Below are 22467 nucleotides of genomic sequence, written 5' to 3' on the forward strand. Positions count from 1 at the left end.
TTAACAGATTCAATACCTCTTGATGTTACGCACATTTTTGGAATTGATAATTTTGGAACACTATATTTCACTTCTGAAAATAATTCCTTTAATAAAAAACAAAAGATACCATTATAACTTATGCCAATTTTCAACTTGGCGAAATCACCTCTGTAAACACATTTAATCCTTTAAAAATAAATCTGTTTTACAAAGATTTTAATACAGTTATAATTTTAGATAATCGTTTGGCAGAAATTTCAAAAGTGGATTTTAATATTATTCAGCCTTATAAAAATGTCTCTTTTGTGTCTTCTGGCTTTGATAATTCGTTATGGTTAGTTAATCAAGATTATCAGTATTTAGAATTATATGATTATAAAACCCATAAGGTAAAACTTAAAACTGTTCCTATTCAATCTGAAGTTTTAGATTTAAAAAGCGATTATAATTATTGCTATTTGCTTACTGAGAATTATCTCTACATTTATAATTACTTCGGCAGTTTAATTCAAAAAATAGAAAATACAGGTTATGAAAGTTTAGCGTTCAGTAAAGCACATTTGCTTTTAAAGAAAAATGAGAAACTTTATTATTTAGAGAAAAATGAATCTATAATTCAACCTATAGAACATCCAAAAATGTTAATAAATCAGTTTTTGGTAACCAATGAAACCTTGTATATTTACCACGAAAAACTACTACGGTATTACCAATTAAAAATAGAATAGATTATGCATGTTGCTGTTGCAGGAAATATAGGCGCTGGAAAAACAACGCTCACAAAATTACTAGCTAAACACTTTAAATGGGAGGCACAATTGGAAGACGTAGTTGACAATCCGTATTTAGATGATTTTTACAATCAAATGGAACGTTGGAGTTTTAACTTACAGGTTTATTTCTTAAACAGCAGATTTCGCCAGGTGAATCAAATTCATGATAGCGGAAAAGACATCATACAAGATAGAACCATCTATGAGGATGCTCATATTTTTGCTCCCAATTTGCATGCTATGGGTTTAATGACCAATCGTGATTTTGAAAATTACTCGTCATTATTTCAACTTATGGAATCATTTGTAAAGGGTCCTGACTTATTAATTTACTTACGCAGTTCTATTCCTAATTTGGTTGCTCAAATTCATAAAAGAGGTCGCGATTACGAAAACACCATTAGTATCGATTATTTAAGTCGTTTAAATGAACGCTACGAAGCATGGATTTCTAAATACGACAAAGGTAATTTACTTATAATTGATGTTGACAACCTCGATTTTGTTGCAAACCCTGAGGATTTAGGAGATATCATTAATAGAATTGATGCTCAAATAAATGGGTTATTTTAATTGACAATTCTACTCTACTTTCTTCAGGCCATCACATTCACTTTTATATCTTGGACTATTGGCTTATTGCTTAATAATGCAATAAAGCACAGAACGTTCTATGGCAAAATATCACACCTTAACTTTACAAAAAATGAGGTTTTAAGTAAGTCTATTGGATTAAGTAAAGTTGGCTGGGTCATTAAAAACAGTTTCTTTAGAGTCTTTAATACAAATTTAAACCTCAAAAAGCAGAACAAACAGAGAAGACTTGCAACGAATTAGAACTGAAATGGTTTATGCAGAAATAGGACACCTAATTGGCTTTATTTTTATACTTATTGTTATAGTCATAAAACTATGGAATGGATTGTTTTTGTCCGCATTTATTTTATTTCTATTTAATATTATCTTTAACCTTTACCCTATTTTATTACAACAACAGAATAAAAACCGTATAGACCATATCCTTAGATAATAAACCCACTTTGTCTAGCATGCTCAATAGCTTCTTGACTATTTTCAACTAATAACATTGGTGTTACTTTATAACCATCTACAATACCTTTAACACGTAGCATTTTCTTTTTGTGCTTTACACTACGTAAATAAATAGCTAAAATTCGACCCGGAAATTCTTCTACAATTTCCATATAAATATCAGGATCGTGCTCTCCACTATCCCCAATTAATATAAACGGCAAATGAGGATATGTTTTTAAAATATTAATAATTTCCTTTTGTTTTTGCGGTTTTTCATCTTGAGATTTCTTTCTAAGAAGATTACTAAGACTGCGCAATAAAATGGGACCTTTTGGGAAATTATTTTGTCTTAAAAAAAGTTCTAAATAGCGGTATAAATTCCAAGGACTATGACTCACATAAAATATGGGATTGGCACTTTTACCTGAAATTCCACGATGTAATTTATGATAAAATTCTGCAGAACCTTCTAAAGGAATTCTGTTTTTAGCATGTTTAAAAATGGAGTTATAAATTACTTTCCATTTTAAAACAGACACCACACCTGTGTGTAATATCGTATCATCTATATCACTAGCAACACCAAATTCTGCTTTACTAGACGGAATTAATAGTTCACCAGGAAATCTATTTTTGTTCTGTATAGAACGTTTAATGTTAACGTCGTTATAAGAAAGTTCAAAAGAAAGCCAACCTTCAGCATTCGTTAGCTCTTTTAAGTTTTCTATGTTTTCTTCAGCAAGAAAATAACCATTTTCGTCCGTGTTGACTTTTATAATTTTATTGTTAGGTAACTTTAAATCTAAACCAACATGTTTAATTTCATCAGTTTCAAATCGTTTCCAAGTATTAACAATGAGGTGCCAAATATGCTGATCGTCCAAGTCAATGGACTCATCTTCCAAAGCTCTACCTCTAGCATAAAAATGGGAATTTGTTCCATAACTCTGAAACGCAATAATCTGTAAAGGGTCTTTTTTTAACCAGCTCAATTATGATTTATTTTGAGGTTTCAAGATAGTAAAATCAGTTCATAAGAAAAATGTTAACTCAATTAATTCGTTAGCCTAATGTTAAATATTTACCAATTTTATAATATTACGAGTATTTTAGTCAAATCGAGCAACTAACCCATCTTAATCCAACTCAATAAGCATGCAAAAATTAATATTTCTAGTCCTTTTAAGCTTATCCTTTAGTTTAGTAAATGCACAAAACAGTGAAAAGAAAAGTCAAACACCAACACCTAATTATAGAGCAGCGGCTAAATATTCTCCAACTAATTTAGGAAAATTAGTTCATTCTACTTCGGTAAGACCAAATTGGTTAAAAAATGGAAATAAATTTTGGTATCAATACAAAACAACCGAGGGTTCTAATTACTATATTGTTGATGCAGACAACCGTAGCAAAAAAGCACTTTTTGACAATGAAAAAATGGCAAAATGGCTTACCGAAATCACTAAAGATCCATATGATGCTCAGCATTTACCAAAATTTGATTTTGAGTTTGTAAAAAATGAAACTGCAATACGTTTCTATGTAACATCAACCGAGAAAGTTGATGAAGAAAAAAAGGACGATGACGTAGATGACGTAGATGACGAAAAAGAAAACACAAAAGAAACTGACTCTACCAAAACAGATAAAAAGAAAAAAGGCAAAGCTAAAAAGGCAAAAAAAGTTAATAAAGTATATTATTTTGAATACCAACTTGGAGGCAATGGCTTAACCGTTTTAGATAACAAGAAGAAAGAAAAAGAAAGCTGGAAAAAGTGGGCTAATATAGCGCCGGATAGTTCTATAGTTTTATTTTCTAAACACTATAATATGTACTGGATGGATAAGGAAAACTTCTTGAAGGCTGTAAAAAATGAAAAAGATTCAACTATTGTAGAAAACCAATGGACCACTGATGGAGAAGAAAATTATGATTTTGGAGGCAGTAGTCGTGGTGAAAACAATGAAACCAAATTAAAGAATAAAGACGATCGTAAATCTGTTCGTGGTATTTGGTCTCACGATTCTAAAAAGTTTGTATTTCAAAGAACAGATTCTAGACACATTAGCGACCTTTGGGTAATTAATACCACTTCCGGAAAACGTCCAACTTTAGAGTCTTATAAATACCACATGCCAGGTGAAGATGAGTATTACAAAACAGAATTGCATGTTTTTGATATTCCTTCAAAGTCAAATATTCAAGTACAAATAGATACGGTAAAACAACAAAGTATTCAAGTTTATCGTGAGCCTAGAAAAAAATCGAGTTATAATGATGACTTTAATCCGTCATTACTTTTATCAAAAAAAGGCAAAATTTATTACAACACCATTAGTAGAGATCGCAAAAAACTAGATATATGTGTTGCAGATATTAATACAGGAGAAACAAGAGTATTAATTGAAGAACGCTTTAATACATACATAGAATCGCGTCCATTAGTATTGTTTAATAACGAAAGTGAAATGTTGCATTGGGCAGAACGTTCGGGTTGGGCACACTATTATTTATATGATACCGAAGGGAATTTAAAAAATGAAGTCACCTCTGGCTCATACCACGTACAAAGTGCTGTTGGTGTAGATGAAAAAAGCAGAACCCTTTACTTCACAGCAAACGGTATCGCAAAAGACCAGGACCCGTATTACGAACATCTTTATAAGATTAATCTAAATGGTTCTAGCTTACAAGCTTTAAATCCTGGCGATTATGATTCAAGTACAGATATGGCAGATTCCAATGCCTATTTTGTGAGCAACTATTCTAAAGTGAACACGGTTCCTAAATCAGAATTAAGATCCAATACTGGAAAACTTATATTGGACTTAGAAGAAGCCGATTTATCGCAATTAATGGCAACAGGTTATCAGTTTCCTGAGACTTTTAAAATGAAAGCAGATGACGGCATTACAGACATTTATGGAGTAATGTATAAGCCTTACGATTTTGATGACACTAAAAAATATCCCTTATTAGAATATGTCTATCCTGGTCCACAAACTGAAGCTGTAAACAAATCCTTCTCTGTTAGAATGGATCGCTTAGATCGTATGGCTCAAGTTGGATTTATTGTAGTGACTATGGGTAATCGTGGTGGCCATCCAGACCGTTCAAAATGGTACCATAATTATGGTTATGGCAACCTTAGAGACTACGGTTTAGCAGATAAAAAACATGTCGCAGAACAACTTGCAGATCAACATCCTTTTATTGATATAGAAAAAGTGGGTATTTATGGTCATTCAGGAGGTGGATTTATGTCTACTGCTGCCATGTTAGTCTACCCAGATTTCTTTAAAGCGGCTGTGTCGTCTGCAGGAAATCATGATAATAGCATCTATAACAGTTGGTGGAGTGAAACACATCATGGTGTGCAAGAAGAAATGGATGACGATGGTAATGTAAAATACAAATACCTAATTGACAACAACCAATCTTTAGCGCAAAATCTAAAAGGAAATCTAATGCTTATTACAGGTGATGTAGATAATAATGTACATCCTGGCGGAACTATTAGAATGGCAAATGCATTAATAAAAGCTAACAAACGTTTCGATTTTATGCTTATGCCAGGGCAACGTCATAGTTTTGGAAACATGACTGAATATTCATTTTGGCTACGAGCCGATCATTTTAGCAAGCACTTTCTTGGTGTAGAAGCTACGGAAATTGATATTACAGAAATAAATAGAGATCAACCTAAAACGAAATCATAATACCGTTAAAGTAAAAAGGAAACCACGTTAATTAACGTGGTTTTTTTATGCTTATACTGAAACGTAATCATTACAACTTATTGCTATTTAAAAAGTTTTGATAACATTTCTTTTCTTTAATTTTGCAACATGATAAAAGCCTTACAACTACGCATTAATTTGCAGCAAGAAAGACAACCCGATGGTTTGCTTAATAAAGCCGCCTATGATTTGGGAATGAAATCTTCCGAAATTTCAGGAATAAAAGTTCTAAGGAAATCGATTGATGCACGTAAGCGCAATATTATGTTCAACTATAAAGTTGAAGTTTACATCAATGAACCTGTACCCGAAACTTCAGATTATCATTTTGATTATAAAGATGTATCTAACGCTAAACCTGTACACATTATTGGTTTTGGACCTGCAGGCATGTATGCCGCATTGCGTTGTATAGAACTTGGTTTTAAACCTATTGTTTTAGAACGCGGTAAAAATGTACAAGATCGTCGAAGAGATTTAAAAGCCATCAACCAAGATCATTTTGTAAACGAAGATTCTAATTATTGCTTTGGTGAAGGAGGAGCTGGTACGTATTCTGATGGTAAATTATATACCAGAAGTTTAAAACGAGGAGATGTTAGAAGAATCTTTGAAAACTTAGTATATCACGGAGCAACAGATCAGATTTTAGTAGATGCGCATCCACATATCGGAACCAATAAATTACCAAGAGTGGTTCAGAATATAAGAGAAAATATCATCAAATTTGGTGGTGAAGTTCATTTTGAAACTCGAGTTACTGACTTCACTATTAAGAATAATAAAATAGTTGCTATTCAGCTTAACAATGATAATGAACTCGATGTTGAAAAAGTCATTCTAGCGACTGGCCATTCGGCAAGAGATATTTTTTACTTATTAAATGATAAGAAGATTAAGCTTGAAGCAAAATCATTCGCCATGGGAGTCAGAGTTGAGCATCCACAAGAAATAATTGATGGCATTCAATACCATTGTAAAGGTGAGCAACGCGACGAGCTACTACCGGCAGCTTCATATAGCTTAGTGCAACAAGTAAATGACCGAGGTGTATATTCATTTTGTATGTGTCCTGGTGGATTCATAGTTCCTGCAGCCACAGCCAATGGTGAAGTTGTAGTCAATGGGATGTCGCCTTCTAAACGCAATAATAAATTCGCGAATTCTGGCATCGTAACGGAAATTAATGCCGACAAAGATCTTTACAGATACGAACATTTTGGCCCTTTAAAAGCACTCGAATATCAAAAAGATTTAGAACGTTTAGCCTTCACCGCAGGGGGACGTAGACAATCTGCTCCTGCTCAAAGATTGACGGATTTTGTTGAAGGAAAATTATCTTCAAGTTTAAATGAAACCTCTTATCAACCTGGTTTAAATTCAGCACCATTACATTCATTACTACCAAAAATCATTGGAGGATCCTTACGTAAAGGCTTTAAAGCTTTTGGCGAAAAAATGAAGGGCTATTATACCGAAGAAGCTAATGTTATAGGAGTAGAATCTCGTACCTCATCACCTGTAAATATTCCAAGAACGGAAACTTTAGAACATCCTGAAATCACTAATTTGTTTCCTTGTGGAGAAGGTGGAGGTTATGCTGGTGGTATTGTATCTGCGGCAATGGATGGAGAACGTTGTGCGGAAGCGGCTTGTTCTTAGAGTTTTCAATTAATTACGCACTAACTGAAAACTGCGACTGAATACTGTAAACTGAAAATATTAATTCCTATTTTTGCAACTTAAATTAAAACACAAATGAACGCATATATATTTCCAGGTCAAGGTGCTCAATTCTCAGGAATGGGACTAGACCTTTACGAAAATTCTCCTTTAGCACAAGAACTATTTGAAAAAGCTAATGATATTTTAGGTTTTCATATTACAGACATTATGTTTGAGGGTTCTAAGGAAGATTTAATGCAAACTAAAGTCACTCAACCTGCTATCTTTTTACATTCTGTAATTTTGGCAAAAACACTTGGAGATAGCTTTAAGCCAGATATGGTTGCTGGTCATTCTCTTGGAGAATTCTCTGCGTTGGTTGCTGCAGGAGCATTAACGTTTGAAGACGGACTTAAATTAGTGTCTCAACGTGCCCAAGCCATGCAAAAAGCCTGTGAATTGCAACCAAGTACAATGGCTGCAGTTTTGGGTTTAGAAGATAATGTTGTTGAAGACATCTGTAAAACTATAGATGGAGTTGTTGTTCCTGCAAATTATAATTGCCCAGGTCAATTAGTTATTTCTGGAGACGTAGAAGCTATTAATAAAGCTTGTGAAGCTATGAAAGACGCTGGTGCAAGACGCGCTCTAGTATTACCGGTTGGTGGAGCATTTCATTCTCCTTTAATGGAACCTGCTCGTGAAGAATTAGCAGCTGCCATAGAAAACACAACATTTAGCAAACCTAATTGCCCAATATACCAAAACGTAACAGCGTCTGCTATTACCGATGAAAACGAAATTAAAGCTAATTTAATCTCACAATTAACAGCACCTGTACGTTGGACACAATCTGTGCAACAAATGGTTGCTGATGGTGCAGTACATTTTACCGAAGTTGGTCCTGGAAAAGTATTACAAGGCTTAGTGAAAAAAATACACCGTGAAGCGGAAACGGCTTCAGCTACTTTTGAAATTAATGCCTAAAACTCACTGATTTGAACAGAACACTATTTATCATAATACTCATCGCATTTAATATTGCTATTGACCAAATTTCTAAAGTAATTGTTAGAACCACAATGATTAAAGGTGGGAGAGGGCAAATCAATGTAATACAAGATTATTTCCAACTCATTTGGGTCGAAAACAAAGGAGCTTTTTTAGGTATGGGAAGTGATATGAATCCAACTCTTAGATTAATCTTTTTATTAATTTTACCAACCCTTGTTTTAGCTTACGTGATCTATTATATCATAAAAACTAAAGAATTAGACCGAATGAGCCTTATTGCTTTTTGCTGTATTGCAGGAGGAGGTATAGCCAATGTCTTTGACCGTATTGTATTTGGCCAAGTCACTGACTTTTTCTATATTAATTTAGGTGGTGTATTTAAAACAGGCATCTTTAATGTTGCTGATATGTCTGTTACCATAGGAATGGTAATTTTACTTTTCAGTGGAATATTTAACAGCAAGAAGAAAGAAAACGTTTCTGTTTAGAGTTTTAAAACTAACGCGCTAATTTACAGTCTTCGCAATCTTTAACTTCACCATAATACGTTTCTCTGTATTTATGAAGTGTTTTGTAAGGAATACTTAAGAATTGCTTTTTAATGTAGGTAACATTAGTTAACATTACACCCATTTTTTTCGTGAAGCGACCTTCTGTTTTGGTCTCTCTTTTAATACTAATCAATTTCATGTTGTTCAATTATCATTCACTACAAAGCAACGAAGATTGATGACCAACTCCAAGGAATCAGTGTTAAAACCTAGCTAACGGCTTTTGATATTATCATATTGAAAATCAGACACTAAAAGAATTAACATATTCGCAACGTTGTAGCTTGTCATTTACATATTCAATAAACGAAAAAGCACCTAAATTTGGCTATTTTTTGTAAATAACACCGTTTTTCATAACAAAAATGACGTTTTCCATTGTAGAAATGGTTGTTATTGGATCGTCATTTACAGCAATAATATCGGCAATATAATTAGGTTTTATTTGCCCAATTTGGTCTTCCATACTTAGTAACATGGCATTGGTAATTGTCGCAGATTGAAGCGCTTCAATTGCTGGCATACCAGCTTCAACCATATAACCAAATTCTTTTGCATTGTCACCATGATAAAACACTGCTGCATCTGTTCCGAAAGCAATTTTAACTCCTGCCTTGTAGGCTCTACCAAACATATCCTGAATTTTAGGTCCAATGTCTAAAGCTTTAGGCACTATGATTTCCGGATAATACCCTTCAATTTTTGCTTTGTCTGACACAAATTTTCCTGCTGTAATGGTTGGCACTAAATACACATCGTGCTTTTTCATTAATTCCATAGTCTTAGCACTCATTAAAGTGCCATGCTCAATCGTTTTAACACCACCTAAAATGGCACGTTGCATGCCTTCATCTCCATGTGCATGTGCTGCCACATGAAAACCGTAATCCTTAGCGGTCTCACAAATTGCTTTAATTTCTTCTGTTGAAAATTGTGGATTCTGACCGCTTTTAGCCACACTTAAAACTCCGCCTGTTGCTGTTATTTTAATTAAATCAGCACCATTCTTATAACGCTGTCTTACGGCTTTTTTGGCGTCCTCTACTCCATTCACTACGCCTTCCTTTGGTCCAGGATCACCCATTAGATTTTTACTAGAACCATTTGTTGGATCGGCATGCCCTCCTGTCGTTGCCAATGATTTACCTGCAGTAAAAATTCTTGGACCAACAATTTTTCCTGAGTTTATAGCATTTCGTAAGGCGATATTTACTCCAGAGCCTCCTAAATCTCTAACGGTTGTAAATCCACTCATTAAGGTGACTTTCGCATAATTTGTTGAATTAAAAGCGACATCTGCATCATTCAACGTGTATTTATTGAGATAAGATTTTGGACTCGTTTCGCCTTCAATATGCACATGCATGTCTATTAATCCTGGCATTACGGTTTTAGATTTTAAATCAATTGTTACATCTTCATAATTTGTTGGATTGATATAACCATTTTCTACTGAAATAATCTTATCACCAGTAACAACTATCGTTTTCTCTATGAGTACTTTTCCAGATTTTGTATCAATTAATTTACCACAATGTAAATATGTACTTTGCGCTGTAAGCGTAACACCACAAAGCAATACAAAAATTCTAAGAAAAGTTTTCATATGATATGATTTAGTTTATTTCGTTCTAATTTTCTGTTCCCACTTCCAAGCGGAATCCATGGCATCATCTAAGGTTAATTCTGTTTTCCAACCTAAAACGTTGTTTGCTTTGGACGTTTCGGCATAAGCCGCAATGACATCTCCCTCTCTTCGATCTACGATTTTATAATTTAAAGATGTTCCTGAAACACGTTCAAATGACTGAACAGCTTCTAAAACAGTACTTCCTGTTCCAGTTCCAAGATTAAAAAACTCAAAATTAGAATCATTTTTAACATCTAATAAACGCTGTAAAGCTATGACATGGGCTTTTGCTAAATCCACCACATGGATATAATCTCTTACACAAGTACCGTCTGACGTTGGATAATCCCCTCCAAACACAGACAATTGCTCTCGCATACCGATTGCAGTTTGTGTTATAAAAGGTACTAAATTTTGTGGAACTCCAATGGGTAGTTCACCTATTTCTGTTGAATCATGCGCTCCAATTGGATTAAAATAACGTAAAGCAATTGCTTTTATATCTCCATTTACACGACAGGTATCTCTTATAATTTCTTCACCAATCTGCTTTGTATTTCCATAAGGAGATTCTGCTGGTTTCACAGGTGCATTTTCCGTAATTGGTAATTCATCTGCTTGTCCATAAACAGTGCAAGACGAACTAAAGATAAAATTCTTCTTACTCAAACCTTTTAATTCTTGAAGCAAATAAACCAATGTGGCGATATTGTTTTCATAATACATTAAAGGTTCGGCAACACTTTCTCCAACCGCTTTATTGGCTGCAAAATGAATAACTCCAACAATATCGTTATGACGTTTAAAAAAATCTTGAACGTCTGGTTTTACTTTTAAATCTAATTTCTCAAAAAGTGGTTTTTTGCCTGTAATAGTTGTGATGCCATCTAAAACTTCAATTGAAGAATTGGATAAATTATCTATAATGACAACGTCATAGCCTTCATGTTGTAATTCTACTACGGTATGCGATCCTATAAACCCTAAACCACCTGTTACTAAAATTTTCATGTGTTTTTTATATATTTTGCTTTCAAATGTCACATGCTGTTCACTATTCATCAGCCATTGGTTGACAAAGCTCTTAACATGCTCGTTTTATATTATTTATTTGAATCGATAAAACTTAAAACTGTACTTGTAATACATTCAATTTGTTCATCATCTAACTCTGTATGCATTGGAAGCGAAATCACAGATTTGATTAATGCATTTGTAACTGGAAAATCTGATTCATTATAGCGATCATCCATATACGCTTTTTGTCTGTGCAATGGAATTGGATAATACACTCCACAAGGGATATTTTTTGATTGTAAGTGTACCACTAAAGCATCTCTATCCACTCCTTTTAAATTAAGTGTATATTGATGAAACACATGGCAGTCACAAGTATCACAAATCCCTTCACACTCAGTTAAACCAGAAGGAATGATAATATTTGGATGATTATTAAAAGCCTCATTATATTTTCTTGCCGTATCTCGTCTTGCATTATTGTAGGCATCTAAATGTGGTAATTTAGCATCTAAAACAGCCGCTTGAATAGAATCTAAACGTGAATTTACACCAACAACATCATGATGATAACGCTCGTACATACCGTGATTAACGATACCTCTAATTGCATGTGCTAACTCATCATCATTGGTAAAAATTGCTCCACCATCTCCGTAACAACCTAAGTTTTTTGATGGAAAAAATGATGTTGAAGCCACATCTCCTATAACTCCAGCTTTGGTTTTACTACCATCTTTATGTGTATAACTTGCGCCAATAGCTTGCGCATTATCTTCAATTACGTATAAATTATGTGCTTTTGCTAAAGCCATAATAGCATCCATTTCTGCCGGAAGCCCAAATAAATGAACAGGAACAATAGCCTTAGTTTTTGGCGTAATTGCTTTTTCAATCGCAGCGACATCTATATTAAACGTTACCGGATCAACATCAACTAAAACCGGAGTTAATTGCAGTAATGCAATAACCTCAACAGTGGCTGCGAACGTAAAATCTGCGGTAATGACCTCATCTCCTGGCTGCAAACCTAAACCCATCATTGCAATTTGTAATGCATCCGTTCCGTTAGCACAAGGTATAACGTGTTTAACTCCTAAATAATTCTCAAGATTTTTTTGAAACTCATGTACTTTAGGTCCATTGATAAAAGTGGCATTATCCATTACGTCTTGAATCGAAGGATCTACTATATCTTTAATTTTGGCATATTGACTTTGAAGGTCAACCATCTGTATTTTTTTCATTGTGAAGACTACATTTTAGTGTAAATATAAAAAAGCGTAAAGCTATTAGCGAAAATACAAAATTGTAAGCGCTATGACAACGCAATTAATTGAAAGAAATGTATTTTAGCACAAATCTTTGTTTTTGAAAGGACTCTATTCTATAGGAATTTACTTAGCTAGTTTTGTTGTTAAAATTGCGGCTTTATTCAATTCTAAATTGAAGCAAGGTGTCATTGGCAGAAAAAACACCTTTTCAAAGCTTCAATATATTATCAAATCAAAAGATAAAACCTTTTGGTTTCATTGTGCTTCTTTGGGAGAATACGAACAAGGCTTGCCCGTTTTTGAAGCTTTAAAAGCTAAACACCCTAATTATAAAGTGGTGTTATCCTTTTTTTCACCTTCTGGTTATGAGGTTAGAAAGAATACAAAAATTGCAGATGTCGTGGTTTACCTTCCTCTAGATACTACAGCAAATGCTAAACGGTTTTTAGATTTAGTGAATCCAGATTATATCCTATTTGTGAAATATGAAATCTGGCCTAATTTTCTACATGAAATCAAAAAGCGTGACTTAAAAGCGATTTTAATTTCTGCTGCGTTTCGGAAAGACCAAGCCTTTTTTAAATGGTATGGAAGCTATGCAAAGTCCGCTCTGTTTGGATTCAAGCATATTTTCACACAGAATGAAAATTCTAAATCGCTCCTTGAAGGTATTAATTATAATTCCGTTTCGGTTTCTGGAGACACCAGATTTGATCGTGTTTCGAATCAACTAAAAATTGATAATACCGTTACATTTATTGAAGACTTTAAAGATGACAAATTATGTGTGGTCTTTGGAAGTTCTTGGCCAGATGATGACAAATTATATATGGATTTTATAAATTCTAATGAAAATTTAGATGTCAAATTTGTGATTGCTCCACATAATATAAAACCGAGTTATGTGGCTTCTTTAAAATCCCAATTAAACGTAAAAACGATTTGTTATTCAGAATTAACTGAACATCAAAATTTAGCCGATTACAAGGTCTTTATTTTAGACACTATTGGCTATTTAAGTAAAGCTTATAGCTATGCAGATATTGCTTACGTTGGTGGAGGTGCAGGAACAACTGGTTTGCATAATATACTAGAGCCTGCAGTATTTGGAATCCCAATTCTTATAGGAAAAAATTATGAGAAGTTTCCAGAAGCTAAAACGCTTATTGATTTAGGAGGAGTTACTAGTTTAGGTAGTTCTTCAGCCTTCAATGCTTCTTTAAACGCTTTAATTACTGACGATGTATTGAGAAAAAGACAAGGTGATATTACTAAATCTTATATTCATTCTAATATTGGTGCTGTTGTAAAAATCATGGACTATTTAGAATCCTAATTAAGATTCTATAGTACGAAACGTTAAGTTTATTCTCGGTGTTTTCACTTTTTTAGTTGGTGGCAAGCGGTGTAACCAATGGGTTTGAGTTGATCCTTTCATCACTAACAAACTGCCTTTTTCCAATAGAATAGAAACATTTTGCTTAGTCTCTTTATGTTTAAATAAGAATTTACGTTCTGCACCAAAACTTAAAGACGCAATGGCTCCGTTCTTTTTTAAATCCTTTTCGCCATCACTATGCCAAGCCATACCTTCTTCTCCACTATGGTATAAATTAAGTAAGCATGAGTTAAAAGTTTCTCCTGTTTTGGCTTCTACCATTTTCTTGAGTTCTAAGAGCTCTTTATTCCATGGTAATGCCGATTTTGTAGTTTTGGAATAGGTATAATTAAATGGTTGATCTCCATACCAAGCTACTTTTCGTTTAGTGATAATTAGTTTTCCAAAAATGATCGCTTTATCATTTTTCCAATCAATATGTTGAAGTAATTTTTTGTAATATTCTTGTGCTTTTTCAATAGTCATTATGGAGCCATAATAATTGACTTCGCCATCAAATGGTAAAAGATTAGCATCTATTTCAGAATTAAATAAGTCCATTGTTTTAAATTCAATACAACCGTTCTATTTCTTCACAAGTCTTAAAACTTGAGTAGCTGCATCACTTTTCAATTTCATAAAATAAATTCCTGAACTTAAAGATGCCGTATTAATAGTGTTATTTGATTGTAATTTTACAGGAATCGTATTTCCTAAAATATCTATAAGTTGAACTGAATTTAATACCACATCAGATTCTATTTGAATACTATCTACAAACGGATTCGGATACACTTTGATGTTAGCAATTTCAAATCCTGAAACGGATAACGTACATTGTGGATTAGTTCCAGCTACTGAAGTAAAAACACCATTATTAACGGACCAATCTCTCCATTCTCCTCCACTTCCTGTTTCCCAATCGGATAAATCGAAATAATTTACACCTAATTCTGTTCCTGGTACTTTGTAAACTTTAATGGCTTCACCATTTCTATTCCATGTTAAAGGAACGCCTGCCGTACAATTTTCAGGTTCAAAATCAGTTACACAATTGGCTTGCAAGAAGTACACAAATTCATCATAAGCAGGATACTCGCCATACACGTAAGCTTTACCATCTGTACCAATACACACTGCTGTGTATTCATTACATCCTATTCCGAAAGCACGTGTGCTATTATCTGTTGCAATTCTAGCTAACATTACACTATGTCTTGCTCTACGGTCCGGATTGTCATAATGTGAATCTGTAATTAAATTGTTCAAATAGGGCACATTTAAAAAGTCATTTTCTCCAATCGCCACTCTTGGGTGATAGGGATTACTTAATGCAACAGCACTCGTTAATGTTCCATATTGTGCTGAAAAATAATTACCTCCTAATATAGCCAAACCTGCGCTAGTGCCACCAATAACTCCTTGTTTAGTATTCACAAACGTGTTAAGTGCATCCTCCATCGCGTTATCTTTAAAATAACTCACATAATCATATTGATCACCACCTGCAAACCAAATGGCTTCAGCGTCTGCCACTTTTTGAAGCACATAAGGATCAATTGCTCCTGCTACATTATTGATAGCAAATGTGGTTACAGAATTAATTGGTGTCGTTAAATCTGACGCTAAATCCGTATAAAAATAATCATTGTATCCATCGCTTCCAGATGCTCTAAGGACTACAACATCTCCTCCATCTGCTTTATTTAAAAACCAAATCATGGCGTCTTCTTGTTCTGTAGCACCACCCATTAAACAAACTCCTGCTTCATGATTAGTAATAGCATTTGTATTACTTCCTGTATGATATTCTGTATAATTTTGAGCAAATCCAATTTGTAAACCCAACAAACATAATAGGGTAATTTTTTTCATGTGTTCTTATTTAATATTCTTCTTAAAATGAATGTTTTAAACCTAATCCCTAATACCTCATACCTATTTCATTTTTGAATTTACTAACCTGTACATCAAAACTGCCGTTATTTTGGCTTGTGTTGCCACCGTATTTAAATCGCCGGTTTCATTAATTGTATGGTCGTCTCCACCTCCTGTGAGTCCTAAACCATCAATTGCCATCTCTACATATTCTGATGTAAATGAAATATCCGCAGCACCTGCATTTCTTGGATTTACAGCCGTAACAGGGCCAAAGCCTAAATCTTCACTTACGGTATTATAATACCCTAATAACTTTACATTTCCATCGGTTTTTGTTAATGGAGGATACGCTCCTGCTGAAAAGGTAAGTTCTGCTTTCGTTTTTGGGTAATTTTCTGAAACTATTCTTTCCATAGTCGCTTTAGCTTTTACTAATTGATCTAAAGACACCGCTCTTAAATCTCCTCTAACAATAACGTCTTGAGATACCACATTCGATTTCCCAAAGGCATGTCCTCCCGTTCCGTCTTCATCGGGTTGCAACGTTGTACCTCCAATAATGAAACCTGGATTAAAAGTTAAATCTTTTTCTTTGGCTAACTGAACGTAGAATTCATTTAAAATTCTAGACGTTTCATATATGGCTCCTGCTCCAATTGCTTCTGTAAAAATTTGTGAAGAATGTGCTGGATTTCCATTTACTTTAAGTTGCCAATCTGCAGAACCTCTTCTAGATACTACAATAGTTTTTGGATTGTTATCTCCATTTTCGAAGCCTAAAGCAATATCTGCACGTTTTGCGGCATCGATTAAAGCTTTTTTAGACAACTCTAAAGGATCTCCACTTTTTTCTTCGTCACCCGTCATTACGATTTCTATAGACATATCATCTAAAAGTCCGGCTTCATGTAGCGCTTGCATGGCTAAAATGATGATAACGTCACCACCTTTCATGTCGGCAACTCCTGGTCCTTTCATGATAGAATCGTTAAGCATGGTGTACTCTTGAAAAGGACTATCCAATTCGAAAACAGTATCTAAATGACCAATCATTAAAAATTTCGGCCCTTTCTTCCCCTTTCTTATTGCTATTAAATGTCCGGCTCTTCCATAAGCATCACCATTTGTTAATTCGGTTTTAAAGCCTAATTTATCTAATTCCTTTTGAAATAAACGTCCTACGGTTTTTACACCTTCGAAATTCATAGTGCCGCTATTAATATTGACTGATTCTTTAATCAAGTCAATAGCGTTTTCCGTATGCTTATCTACCGCTTTTATAATGCTTTTTTCTTTTCTGTTATTTTGAGAAAAACTTAAAAGCGAAACGCATAAGACGGCAATGAAAAGTGAATTTTTAATATTTGAAATCATTTTTAATTTGTTTTAAATAGTCTTTAATTTTTCTTAATCAAGATCCTAAAAAGAAACACCCCTAAAGTCCCCTCAAGGGGACAATCTGAACGGTGAAGATTATAGAACACAAACAATATTCTATACTTCGCTTATTCTCAAAAAGACAATTCTTTCTAAGAAATCTTAAGGTTGTTAATATGTCTTGTACGTACTAATCGAACTATTAGGAAACCCTTACTTTAATCTATTTTGAAAGTTTCTCCTGGTAAATATATGTTCAAAATAATGCCGTGAGCACCAATTTTGTCGTTAAATGTGGTTTTAGATGTATCTGGATTTTTAAAAACGACAACCTGAGATTCGCCAACGACTTCTACTGTCTTACCAGATACTAAAATTGCTGTGGATTCATCAATACCAACTCCTGTAAGTTCAGGATATTCAATAATCGCCGTTAATAAACGATTATATCGGCTTCGATAAACAAAATGCTGATCGACAATAATAGTTGTTATAAGTCCTAAGCCGGTTTTAGTTTCTATATTTTCGGATTCTAAATGGCGATATGTTGCGTTATATTTAGGATGTTTCATTTCAGTACCTGTAATCATCATTTCACTCATTACGGCTGCGCCTGCACTTGTGCCAGCAATTAGAGATCCGTTTTCATAGGCTTCGTGAATTAAAACTTCGATTTCTGTACCTTGAACAATATCCATAAATTTATTTTGATCGCCCCCTGAAATGTATATCAATTTTGCGTTTCGGATTGAATCTAATTTTGAAACGGTTAACACTTCGTCTTTAACAAAATTTAAACCATAAACATTATTAACTCCTAACTTATAAAATTGATTGGTTGCATAATAAGCTGAAGAGTCGGGTTCTGAACTGGACATTGGCAATACAATACCATAGCCTCCTTTATCAATACCGGATTCTTTAACAATACGATCTACCATAGATGCTGGTCTTGAACCACCACCTATGATAAAAAGTTTTCCTTTGATGTCCATTTCTTGGGCGCTACTCTGAAGCGCATACCCAAGACATAAACCTGCTATTAATAATCTTTTTAAATTCATTTTATTCTAATTCTCCAATAACAATCCCTCTTGTATCAGCAGAATGGGTAAACCATGCTTCTGGACTAGAACCATCTAAATTAGCACGCATCATAACATCTGTACTACGATCTCCCCAATAAATTTTATTCTCATTAGCATCGTAACCTATCCCGTAAACAACGCGACCAATATTCACGGCTAATGTTGAAATCCCAGTACCATCTAAATTTGCTGATTTTAATCTAATATCACCAGAAGCAACATACTCATCATAATAGATTTTATCATCTACGACTAAAATACTTCCACCTTCAATAGCTGGAATTAATTCTGCCTCACCTGTACCATCGAGATTCTTCACCCAAACACCACCATTATAATTAATCCAATAGAGTTTTCTATTTACAACGTCTACTGAAAGTCCGTCTGGATCATTAGATTGTCCTGTTGCAAAATCTTCAACTTGATTAACATCAGAATCATCAATACTCCCTCTTTGAATGCCAGAACTGGTATCCCAATACAATTGGTTGTCTTGGTAATCAATAGACATTCCATTAGGGGAATCAAGGCCAACTCTAAAATCCTCAAAATCACTACCATCTAAATTAGATCGGTAAATTTTGTTCGTCCCCAAATCACTGATGTAAAGCTTATTATTAACCTTATCCATAACCATTCCGTAAGACGATTGCACAGCAACTCCACCTAAAGGTGTAAAAATTGGTGCTTCCGAATTAATTAAACCCTCATAAACTTGGGCTCCATCTGTAAAAAACACTGGAACTCCCGTTGCACCTGGATCTCTAATGACAATCGTTTTAGTGGTTTCGTTGATTTCTAACGAACCAGAAGTTGTGACGACTAAATTCACGCTATAAGCTCCGGCTTCCGTATATAAATGTGTTGGATTTTCTTCTGAAGTAGATTGTCCATCCCCAAAATTCCAATAATAAGTTACCGAACCTACGGTTTCTGGTACAATAGAATTATTAGTAAATGTTACCGTTGCAGGTGCAAACTCGTCATTATCTATGGTATAACTATAATCTGGTACTGTACTTGCTGGTGGCACAGGATAATCGTCGTCGGAACACGACTGAAACATCCCAACTGTAAGCAGTAGAGCGACTATATAAATTAAATTTTTCATGTGTCTTTATTTATCTTTTTTTAATGTCACATGCTGTTCACTATTAATCATTTGATGATAGGTTGAACATGCTCGTTTCATTTTATATTTTTTATTTTGTCCAAGTATATTTTTTATTTTAACACAATAATTTTAAAAAGTTTTAAGTTTATTCCGTTAAAATAGACACTTCACAGCTTATCAGTTAGGCCAAATCAAGTCTTGATTCTTTGTTCTAAAAGCAAAGCGGTCTATTATCTTTTATCTATTTTATTAATGCTATTCCTCTAGGACTTGAAATTCCTGTTCTTAAAACGACCTTATCTGTACCGTCTAAATTAGCAGAGTACAATTCTCCTGAATCACGACCAGACCAATATAATTTACCCGCTTCATTGTCAATTTGCATTCCGTAAATTCTAGTACCATTGTCATCAATAGTTTGAATATTTGTTCCATCTAAGTTTGCTACTTTTAGTAATTCTTCATTTTGATCATCAAAATAAATTTTATCATTTACCGTATCTACTAAAATAGCGTAGCCATAATTCCCGGTGATAATAACATTTGGATTTGTGCCATCTAAATTCACTTCATAAATCTCTTCGATATTAGCATCATAAACATACATTTTGCCATTCTCTACATCTAATGAAAGTGCTCTCCAAGAAACTCCTGTCATTGCGAAAAATCCGATTTCTGCACTAGAACCATCTAAGTTTGCTCTTGATACATTACCAGCATCATCTACCCAATAAATTTTATTTCCAGGAACATCTAAAGCAATAGCATAAGGATCATCAATATTAGATGCGATAGCTTCGATACCTGATCCATCAAGATTCATTCTCCAAATATTACCGAAAGGTGTGGTATCAAAATCGCTGAAGTATAATTTTTCATTAACGGCATCATAAGCCATACCAACACCACCTTTTCCGACTGCATTGTACACATCTTCAACCGTCCCTTGACCATCTAAAACTAGTTTTCTTATATACTCGTCACCAATTGCCATATAATATAATTCGGCTGGATCTTCTGGTGCTTCACCAATCACAACGTCTTTAGTTACCGTTTGAGAACCAAAAGCTGTACTGGCCGTTAAACTCACTGTAAATGTACCTGAAGAAGGAAACGCAAACAATGGACTCTCTTCTGTTGACGTTGAATTGTCAGCATCTCCAAAAGACCAAGAGTAACTATCTGCACTTACAGACGTATTTGTGAATTGCACAGGAATCGTCGCTATAAGATTTTCTTCATCTTCTACTGTAAACGACGCAGCAGGTGTTACTGTAATTTCCATATTAGAAATTGTAGATCCACCAGAACCTGTAGAAACCAAACTCACTAAAAAGATATTACTTGTCTCATAAGATTTTCTTGGTGATACTTGATTAGATGTTGTACCATCTCCAAAACTCCAAGCATAGGCTGTGGCATTTTCTGAGTTGTTTACAAATTGTATTTCTTCACCAACAGCAACTTCCATTGCACTTGCTGTAAATTCGGCTTGTGATTGTGGAGGTAATGGATCATCTTCTTCGCATGTAAAAAATGTGAACGACAAAAAGGCTATAAAAATGTAGCTTAAGAAATTAGTTTTCATATAATTTGTTTTAATCATGATCGTTAGTTTTTAGTATCCTGGATTTTGAACCATTCCTGGATCATTATTGGTTTGTATTTCGTCTGAAGGAATTGGAAAAAGTGTTTGATTTGTACCATTTACATTTGGCAAAACAGCAATAGCACGATCGGTTCTTACCAAATCGAACCAACGTTGCCCTTCAAAAGCAAATTCTATACGTCTTTCTTTTTCAATTAGTCTTTGTAACTGTGTGATTCCAGATTCTGATGTTGGCTGTAAATTTGCTCGTAATCGGATGTCGTTGAGATCAGATTGTACCGCTGAGACATCTGGGTTGGGTAAATTGGCTTCTGCTTCTGCCCTCACCAAATACATATCTGCAACTCGCAAAACAATAAAGTTATCCGCTCCTAAACTTAAATCATCGTATTTTATAGCATACGCTTTATCACCTTCAAAAGCTATACTGGCTTCAAATCTTTCGTCATTTGCTTCGTAAGCATCTAATAAGTTTTGAGATGGTTCTACTTCTCGTCTTCCATTAAGCGAGGTAGGAAAATTATATTCTGAAATACGATTTCTTTCCAATTGTGAAAATGAAATTTCGAAAATAGATTCTGCTGATGCATCATCTGCGAAGATGTCGTTGTAATTAGGTAAAAGCGTATAACCACCTTCTGTAATAACTTCTGAAGCTAAAGTTTTAGCCTGAGGATAATCCTTTTTATACAAATACACTTTTGCCAATAAGGCTTTTGCAGCATATTTAGAGGTTCTCACTTTATTACTAGAAGCTGGCAAATAATCTGATGCAAACATAAGATCATTGATAATCTGGCTGTAGACTTCTTCTTCGGAATTTCTAGGCACATCTAAGGCACCAGCTCCAACTGTTGGTGTAATTTTAACAGGCACTCCACCAAAATAATTCAACAAATTAAAATGATTTAAGGCTCTAATAAAATATAATTCCGCTAAGGCAACATTCTTTTCTTGTTCTGACATGTCTGCAATTGATGGTACTTTAACAATGACATTATTTGCAACATTAATACCATCGTAAGCCAAACTCCAAATACCATCTACAGAACCGTTTTCTGGTAAAATGCTATTATTATCAACTTCCGCATATTCTGTTGCTGTAGCATCAACTGGATGTGATAAATTATCTGAAGCTAAGTCTGAAAATATTCCGAAAGTTCTTCCATAATAACTTAAACTCTGAAACGACGCATAAGCACCTAAAATACCTTTATCAATATCGTCCTTTGTTTTAAACGCATCTTCTGCTGGAACAGAATTTTGTGGCTTTACCTCTAATACTTCACACGATAAAGCTGTAACTAAAATTAAGGTTATATAAATTATCTTCTTCAT

The 22467-nt window shown here is 34.2% G+C and carries 19 protein-coding genes and 1 pseudogene; 8 read left to right on the forward strand and 12 right to left on the reverse strand.

Translation table 11 applies throughout. The features are described from left to right. Positions 1 to 227 precede the first annotated feature (227 nt). From ADIWIN_RS21505 to ADIWIN_RS22235, 3 genes and pseudogenes are all read left to right on the forward strand, one after another. Complete coding sequence (locus tag ADIWIN_RS21505) at positions 228 to 710, forward strand: hypothetical protein (protein WP_020895515.1); 483 nt, start codon at positions 228 to 230, stop codon at positions 708 to 710. A 3-nt stretch (positions 711 to 713) separates the two neighbouring features. Next, positions 714 to 1328 carry a deoxynucleoside kinase gene (locus tag ADIWIN_RS15250; RefSeq protein ID WP_020895516.1) on the forward strand — a complete coding sequence of 205 codons (615 nt, stop codon included), beginning with the start codon at positions 714 to 716 and terminating at the stop codon, positions 1326 to 1328. Positions 1329 to 1569: 241 nt separating this feature from the next. Further along, positions 1570 to 1785: pseudogene (locus ADIWIN_RS22235) on the forward strand (glycosyl-4,4'-diaponeurosporenoate acyltransferase CrtO family protein); the annotation flags it as partial. On the opposite strand, the gene ADIWIN_RS15260 reads toward ADIWIN_RS22235, so the two are convergent. Next, on the reverse strand, positions 1778 to 2782 hold the full coding sequence (locus ADIWIN_RS15260; RefSeq protein WP_020895518.1) for an App1 family protein phosphatidate phosphatase: 1005 nt from the start codon (positions 2780 to 2782) through the stop codon (positions 1778 to 1780). The pseudogene ADIWIN_RS22235 and the gene ADIWIN_RS15260 overlap by 8 nt on opposite strands. Before the next feature lie 163 nt (positions 2783 to 2945). On the opposite strand from ADIWIN_RS15260, the gene ADIWIN_RS15265 reads away from it, so the two are divergent. The 4 genes from ADIWIN_RS15265 (at position 2946) to lspA (ending at position 8698) form a co-directional block, all read left to right on the forward strand. Beyond that, entirely contained in the window at positions 2946 to 5510 is a 2565-nt protein-coding gene (locus ADIWIN_RS15265) for a S9 family peptidase (RefSeq protein WP_020895519.1), read from the forward strand. A gap of 129 nt (positions 5511 to 5639) precedes the next feature. Beyond that, positions 5640 to 7193: an NAD(P)/FAD-dependent oxidoreductase gene (locus ADIWIN_RS15270; RefSeq protein WP_020895520.1), complete on the forward strand. Its 1554-nt coding sequence runs from the start codon at positions 5640 to 5642 to the stop codon at positions 7191 to 7193. A 96-nt stretch (positions 7194 to 7289) separates the two neighbouring features. After that, positions 7290 to 8183 (forward strand): ACP S-malonyltransferase, encoded by an 894-nt coding sequence (gene fabD / locus ADIWIN_RS15275; protein ID WP_020895521.1) that lies wholly within the window; start codon positions 7290 to 7292, stop codon positions 8181 to 8183. A gap of 11 nt (positions 8184 to 8194) precedes the next feature. Then, the gene (gene lspA, locus ADIWIN_RS15280; protein ID WP_020895522.1) at positions 8195 to 8698 is read left to right on the forward strand and encodes a signal peptidase II; all 504 of its coding nucleotides are present in this window, start codon (positions 8195 to 8197) and stop codon (positions 8696 to 8698) included. 10 nt (positions 8699 to 8708) lie between these two features. Here the strand turns inward: lspA and ADIWIN_RS15285 are convergent, their stop codons facing one another. From ADIWIN_RS15285 to ADIWIN_RS15300, 4 genes are all read right to left on the reverse strand, one after another. Beyond that, the gene (locus ADIWIN_RS15285) at positions 8709 to 8900 is read right to left on the reverse strand and encodes a hypothetical protein (RefSeq protein WP_020895523.1); all 192 of its coding nucleotides are present in this window, start codon (positions 8898 to 8900) and stop codon (positions 8709 to 8711) included. A gap of 189 nt (positions 8901 to 9089) precedes the next feature. Then, positions 9090 to 10367, reverse strand: coding sequence for a metal-dependent hydrolase family protein (locus tag ADIWIN_RS15290; RefSeq protein ID WP_020895524.1), 1278 nt, complete (start codon positions 10365 to 10367; stop codon positions 9090 to 9092). A gap of 15 nt (positions 10368 to 10382) precedes the next feature. Further along, a complete protein-coding gene (gene galE / locus ADIWIN_RS15295) occupies positions 10383 to 11402 on the reverse strand; it encodes a UDP-glucose 4-epimerase GalE (protein ID WP_040757586.1) in 1020 nt (339 codons plus the stop codon). A 92-nt stretch (positions 11403 to 11494) separates the two neighbouring features. Continuing rightward, positions 11495 to 12655: a DegT/DnrJ/EryC1/StrS family aminotransferase gene (locus tag ADIWIN_RS15300; protein ID WP_040757587.1), complete on the reverse strand. Its 1161-nt coding sequence runs from the start codon at positions 12653 to 12655 to the stop codon at positions 11495 to 11497. Between the two features lie 124 nt (positions 12656 to 12779). Here ADIWIN_RS15300 and ADIWIN_RS15305 point away from each other — a divergent pair, with 124 nt between their 5' ends. Continuing rightward, a complete protein-coding gene (locus ADIWIN_RS15305; RefSeq protein WP_040757588.1) occupies positions 12780 to 14018 on the forward strand; it encodes a 3-deoxy-D-manno-octulosonic acid transferase in 1239 nt (412 codons plus the stop codon). Here the strand turns inward: ADIWIN_RS15305 and ADIWIN_RS15310 are convergent, their stop codons facing one another. From ADIWIN_RS15310 to ADIWIN_RS15340, 7 genes are all read right to left on the reverse strand, one after another. After that, complete coding sequence (locus ADIWIN_RS15310; RefSeq protein WP_020895528.1) at positions 14019 to 14621, reverse strand: alpha-ketoglutarate-dependent dioxygenase AlkB family protein; 603 nt, start codon at positions 14619 to 14621, stop codon at positions 14019 to 14021. It abuts the gene before it with no gap. Positions 14622 to 14645: 24 nt separating this feature from the next. Next, positions 14646 to 15935, reverse strand: coding sequence for a T9SS type A sorting domain-containing protein (locus ADIWIN_RS15315; RefSeq protein WP_020895529.1), 1290 nt, complete (start codon positions 15933 to 15935; stop codon positions 14646 to 14648). Between the two features lie 63 nt (positions 15936 to 15998). After that, a complete protein-coding gene (locus ADIWIN_RS15320; protein WP_020895530.1) occupies positions 15999 to 17315 on the reverse strand; it encodes a M20/M25/M40 family metallo-hydrolase in 1317 nt (438 codons plus the stop codon). A 221-nt stretch (positions 17316 to 17536) separates the two neighbouring features. Next, positions 17537 to 18382 carry a cyanophycinase gene (locus ADIWIN_RS15325; protein ID WP_020895531.1) on the reverse strand — a complete coding sequence of 282 codons (846 nt, stop codon included), beginning with the start codon at positions 18380 to 18382 and terminating at the stop codon, positions 17537 to 17539. A 1-nt stretch (position 18383) separates the two neighbouring features. Continuing rightward, complete coding sequence (locus tag ADIWIN_RS15330) at positions 18384 to 19517, reverse strand: PKD domain-containing protein (protein ID WP_020895532.1); 1134 nt, start codon at positions 19515 to 19517, stop codon at positions 18384 to 18386. A gap of 244 nt (positions 19518 to 19761) precedes the next feature. Continuing rightward, positions 19762 to 21108 carry a PKD domain-containing protein gene (locus tag ADIWIN_RS15335; protein ID WP_020895533.1) on the reverse strand — a complete coding sequence of 449 codons (1347 nt, stop codon included), beginning with the start codon at positions 21106 to 21108 and terminating at the stop codon, positions 19762 to 19764. Positions 21109 to 21138: 30 nt separating this feature from the next. Beyond that, a complete protein-coding gene (locus ADIWIN_RS15340) occupies positions 21139 to 22467 on the reverse strand; it encodes a RagB/SusD family nutrient uptake outer membrane protein (RefSeq protein ID WP_020895534.1) in 1329 nt (442 codons plus the stop codon).

Origin of the sequence: Winogradskyella psychrotolerans RS-3 (assembly GCF_000427335.1) — a bacterium.
GTDB classification, from domain to species: domain Bacteria; phylum Bacteroidota; class Bacteroidia; order Flavobacteriales; family Flavobacteriaceae; genus Winogradskyella; species Winogradskyella psychrotolerans.

What these genes read in the sequence shown, in the direction of transcription:
- ADIWIN_RS15335 (WP_020895533.1), bottom strand. Translation starts at nt 21,108, where the DNA reads ATGAAAACTAATTTCTTAAGCTACATTTTTATAGCCTTTTTGTCGTTC.
- ADIWIN_RS15330 (WP_020895532.1), bottom strand. Translation starts at nt 19,517, where the DNA reads ATGAAAAATTTAATTTATATAGTCGCTCTACTGCTTACAGTTGGGATG.
- fabD (WP_020895521.1), top strand. Translation starts at nt 7,290, where the DNA reads ATGAACGCATATATATTTCCAGGTCAAGGTGCTCAATTCTCAGGAATG.
- ADIWIN_RS15340 (WP_020895534.1), bottom strand. Translation starts at nt 22,467, where the DNA reads ATGAAGAAGATAATTTATATAACCTTAATTTTAGTTACAGCTTTATCG.
- ADIWIN_RS15270 (WP_020895520.1), top strand. Translation starts at nt 5,640, where the DNA reads ATGATAAAAGCCTTACAACTACGCATTAATTTGCAGCAAGAAAGACAA.
- ADIWIN_RS15315 (WP_020895529.1), bottom strand. Translation starts at nt 15,935, where the DNA reads ATGAAAAAAATTACCCTATTATGTTTGTTGGGTTTACAAATTGGATTT.
- ADIWIN_RS15265 (WP_020895519.1), top strand. Translation starts at nt 2,946, where the DNA reads ATGCAAAAATTAATATTTCTAGTCCTTTTAAGCTTATCCTTTAGTTTA.
- ADIWIN_RS15290 (WP_020895524.1), bottom strand. Translation starts at nt 10,367, where the DNA reads ATGAAAACTTTTCTTAGAATTTTTGTATTGCTTTGTGGTGTTACGCTT.
- ADIWIN_RS15320 (WP_020895530.1), bottom strand. Translation starts at nt 17,315, where the DNA reads ATGATTTCAAATATTAAAAATTCACTTTTCATTGCCGTCTTATGCGTT.
- ADIWIN_RS15285 (WP_020895523.1), bottom strand. Translation starts at nt 8,900, where the DNA reads ATGAAATTGATTAGTATTAAAAGAGAGACCAAAACAGAAGGTCGCTTC.
- ADIWIN_RS15250 (WP_020895516.1), top strand. Translation starts at nt 714, where the DNA reads ATGCATGTTGCTGTTGCAGGAAATATAGGCGCTGGAAAAACAACGCTC.
- ADIWIN_RS15325 (WP_020895531.1), bottom strand. Translation starts at nt 18,382, where the DNA reads ATGAATTTAAAAAGATTATTAATAGCAGGTTTATGTCTTGGGTATGCG.
- galE (WP_040757586.1), bottom strand. Translation starts at nt 11,402, where the DNA reads ATGAAAATTTTAGTAACAGGTGGTTTAGGGTTTATAGGATCGCATACC.
- ADIWIN_RS15310 (WP_020895528.1), bottom strand. Translation starts at nt 14,621, where the DNA reads ATGGACTTATTTAATTCTGAAATAGATGCTAATCTTTTACCATTTGAT.
- ADIWIN_RS15300 (WP_040757587.1), bottom strand. Translation starts at nt 12,655, where the DNA reads ATGAAAAAAATACAGATGGTTGACCTTCAAAGTCAATATGCCAAAATT.